Raw genomic sequence first — 4,093 nt, 5'->3', positions numbered from 1 at the left:
TTCTTCGGCAACCTCTATCACCTAAACGCCGAGGAGGAGCCGGAGAACGAGAACTACCCGAAAGATCCGGAGTTCAAGAAGAAGTTCGGCCCGCGCGGCGTCATCCACAGCTTCGCCGACGGACGCATCACGGACACCGGGCCGCTCACGAAGAAGCGGATGGAGACAATCGACGACGAGGTGATGGCGAAGTCACTCGACTTCATGGAGCGCGCGCAGAAGGCCGGTAAGCCCTTTTTCATCTGGTGGAACTCGACGCGGATGCACATCTTCACGCATCTCAAGGCGGCATCGGCCGGCAAGACCGGGCTCGGCATCTACGCTGACGGCATGGTCGAGCACGACGCCCACGTCGGCCAGCTGCTGGCGAAGCTGAAGGAACTCGGGCTGGAGGAGAACACGATCGTCATGTATTCGACCGACAACGGCGCGGAGACCTTCACCTGGCCCGACGGCGGCACGACCATGTTCCGCGGCGAGAAGAACACCAACTGGGAAGGCGGCTACCGCGTGCCGACCGTCATCCGCTGGCCCGGCGTCATCAAGCCCGGCACGGTCGTCAACGACATCGCCGCGCACGAGGACATGCTGCTGACGCTGGTCAACGCCGCTGGCGGCAAGAACGTCGCCGAAGACCTGAAGAAGGGCGCGACGATCGGCGGCCGTTCGTACAAGGTCCACCTCGACGGTTACGACCTGGGGCCCGCGCTGCGCGGCGAAGCCGCATGGCCGCGCCACGAGTTCATCTACTGGACCGACGACGGCAGCGTCGCCGCGCTGCGCTACGACGACCTGAAAATCACCTTCCTCGAGCAGAAGGCGCACGGCCTGCGCGTCTGGCAGGAGCCGTTCACCGTGCTGCGCGCGCCGCTGCTCACCAACCTGCGCATGGACCCGTTCGAGCGCGCCGAGGAAGAGAACGCGATGGGCTTCCAGCGCTGGTACATGGAGCGGATGTACGCGATCGCGCCGGCGGGCGCCTATGTCGGCCGATGGCTGCAAAGCTTCAAGGAGTTTCCGCCGCGGCAGAAGCCCGGCAGCTTCAACCTCGATCGCGTGATGGAGTCGGTGACGAGCAGTTCGAAGTAACGAAACGGCTTTGGCATATCGAGTTTGGGAGGCACCCGGCGTGGCACACTGTCGATGCGGCCGCTCGATCGCGCCGTGACATGAATGACCACTCGTGGAGGAAGCGAATCATGAACACCTTCGTTCGCGGTCTGGCGGTCGGTGTCCTCACCCTGCTCGTCACCGGTTGCTCGGGCATGGGCGCCCTCAACGCCGGCAGCCTCTACGGTCAGCTCGGCGGTGCGGACACCGTCAGCAAACTTTCGGGAAATCTGCTGAGCGGTGCGAAGGCCAATGGCGAGTTGTCGTCGCTGCTCGGCAACGTCAACAGCGCGGCCGCGACGCCGAAGCTCAACGACCAGCTCTGCGCCGCACTGGGCGGCGGATGCAAGGCGCCGTTCTCGGCCGACCAGGTGGCGGCAGGGGCGAAGAAGCTGAATCCTTCCCAGACTTCGGCGCTCAAGGACGTCTTCGGCAGCGCTCTCGGCAAGTCGGGCATCAGTCCGGCACTGCAGGCGCCGGTCAAGGAGGCCATCGGCTCCCAGCTGAGCGGCATCGTCGGTTCCCTGCTCTAGGACGCGCGTGAGCACGTCGCGCACGTCCGAGCGGTTCGTCCGCAGGACGACAGTCCGTGGGACGAAGGCGGTCGTGCTCACCCTCGGCAGCCTCCTGGCAGGTTCGCTGTTCGCCCACGAACCTGCGCCCGCCCTCGGCCCTGCGGCAATGCCGATCGGCGCTTTGACGACGCCCGCTGCGAAGCCGGTGGCAGTTCTCGCCAACCTCGAGACCGCTGATTCCGCGAGCACGTCGGACTCACATCCCGGCTTCGGCAAAGATGCGTGCGCGTGCCGGACCGTCAACGAGCACCTTGCGGTGTTCGTCAGGTACACGCAAAAGCAGCCATCGCGCGCCCCGAGTTCCGGCGCCCCGCGTCGGGACGACGCACGGCACACGCCCGCCGCGGTCCGATGAAGGCAACCTGCGCACGAGGCGGGCGCGGGAGAGGCTCGTCCGCAATACCGCTGCCTCATCGGCTGAACAGAGTCCGGGTGATCGCGGTGATCGTCGCCGTCGACGCGGCATGGTAGATCCCCATGCGCGCCAATCCCGACCTCACCCTTACTGCCGCACGCACCATCGCCCGGGAAGCCTATGTCTACGGCTATCCCCTCGTCGACAACTACCGTGTCCAGCACGCGTACTTCGTCGATCGGCAGGATCCGGAATACAAGGCGCCGTACAACCAGCTCGCCCATGTCGCGCGCCTCTACACGCCCGCCGACAGAACGGTCCAGAGCCCGAACGCCGACACGCCCTATTCCTGGATCGGGCTCGACCTGCGCGCGGAGCCGATCGTCTTCGCAGTGCCGCCGATCGAGCGCGGGCGGTACTGGAGCCTGCAGCTCGTCGATCTGTACACGCACAACTTCGCCTACCTCGGCACGCGCACGAGCGGCAACGGCGGTGGCGCCTTCCTCGTCACCGGTCCGCAGTGGCGCGGCGCGGTCCCGCACGGGATCAGCAAGGTGCTGCGATGCGAAACCGAGATCGCTTCGGCGCAGTTTCGGACGCAGCTTTTTCATCCGACCGACCTGGAGAACGTGAAGCAGATCCAGGCGCGCTATCTGGTGCAGCCGCTCTCCGCATTTCTCGGTGAACCTGCGCCCAGAGCGAGACCGCTGATCGACTTCATCCAGCCGCTCTCCCCGGAAGCCCAGCGCTCCTCGCTCGACTTCTTCAACGTCATGAGCTTCGCGCTGCAGTTTGCCCCGACGCACCCGAGCGAGTCGGATCTGCGGCGCCGCTTTGCACGCATCGGCGTCGGCGCGTGCAACGTCATCGACACGGGTCGGCTCGCGCCCGGCATGAGAAGGGCGCTGCGTGAAGGTATCGCCGACGCGTGGGCCGATCTTGCCGCGGTGAAGAGAACGGTGGACGCCGGACGGCTCACTTCGGGCGACCTTTTCGGCACGCGCGAGCATCTGCAGAACAACTACCTTCACCGCATGGCGGCCGTCGTCCTCGGTCTTTACGGCAACTCGAAAGAGGAAGCCATGTATCCGGCGTACTACGTCGATGCCGCCGGGCGAAAGCTGAGCGGTGCCCATTGCTATACCCTGCGTTTCGAGCCGGATCGTCTTCCCCCCGTCGACGCCTTCTGGTCGCTGACGATGTATGAGCAGCCGCCCAACTTGCTCGTCGCCAATCCGATCCACCGCTACCGGCTCGACTCGACGATGGTCGACCGCTTCCGGCGCGACGGCGACGGCGGCGTCACGCTGCTGCTGCAGCACGAATCCCCGGGGCAGGACCTGGAAGTGAACTGGCTTCCGGCACCGCAGGGCCCTTTCTCGGCCCTGCTCCGTCTCTACCTGCCCAAGGCCGAGGCACTGGATGGACGCTGGACACCGCCGGCACTCCATCGCGTCCCGGATCCCACCGCGTCCGCCCCCGACGGCGCATGACGATCGCGGTATTCCCGCAACGCTGAAGCCGCAGCGCTGTAGCTTGGCGTCCCGAAACGCCACCGTTGCGTGGGCGGCCAGGCCGGGTTTCCTACGCCACTCGGCCGAATGGCTGGCGCCCCTCTACTGTGCTATTTACCTCGTCTGCGATCCGGCTGAGGCGACGTCCCGGATCGTTCCACTCACCGGCGACAGGAGGACGCGATGCTCAAGATCAACGATGCGGTGCTGCGGCGGCTGTGCGAGGTCTACGCGTACCAGGTGCCCGACAGCGGGATGGTCTTCTTCGGGCTCCGAGGTTGCCTCCCGGTCGATCCGTTCAACCAGAAGTTTCGCAAGGAGCTCGGCGTCGAGGCGGCGCCGCTCGATTACCTCTTTCCGCGCTGCACGCTCGGCCAGTGGCTGCCGACGGAGCAGACGGTCGCGCTCTATCCGGGAAGCACGGTGCCGCATCGCAGCAGCCTGCAGAGCGCACTGGCGAAGGGTGGTGCCGGCGCCAATCAACTCATGCCGGGATACTACAAGGACTATCGCAAGGGCGTGCACAAGGCGGCCGCTCC

4 protein-coding genes are annotated in these 4,093 nt (G+C 66.0%); all 4 read left to right on the top strand.

The window, feature by feature from the left end:
* Window positions 1-1,089, top strand: a 1,089-nt coding sequence (locus JNK68_03670; GenBank protein ID MBL8539449.1) for a sulfatase-like hydrolase/transferase, incomplete at its 5' end; no start/stop codon positions are given.
* Window positions 1,090-1,199: 110 nt separating this feature from the next.
* Complete coding sequence (locus JNK68_03665) at window positions 1,200-1,643, top strand: hypothetical protein (GenBank protein ID MBL8539448.1); 444 nt, start codon at window positions 1,200-1,202, stop codon at window positions 1,641-1,643.
* Window positions 1,644-2,162: 519 nt separating this feature from the next.
* A complete protein-coding gene (locus JNK68_03660; GenBank protein ID MBL8539447.1) occupies window positions 2,163-3,533 on the top strand; it encodes a DUF1254 domain-containing protein in 1,371 nt (456 codons plus the stop codon).
* 204 nt (window positions 3,534-3,737) lie between these two features.
* A partial coding sequence (locus JNK68_03655; protein MBL8539446.1) for a hypothetical protein occupies window positions 3,738-4,093 on the top strand: 356 nt, incomplete at its 3' end.

The organism is Betaproteobacteria bacterium (assembly GCA_016791345.1).
Taxonomy (GTDB): domain Bacteria; phylum Pseudomonadota; class Gammaproteobacteria; order Burkholderiales; family JAEUMW01; genus JAEUMW01.
The sequence above is the reverse complement of the archived record's forward strand: the minus strand, read 5'-3'. Positions and strand labels throughout refer to the sequence as shown.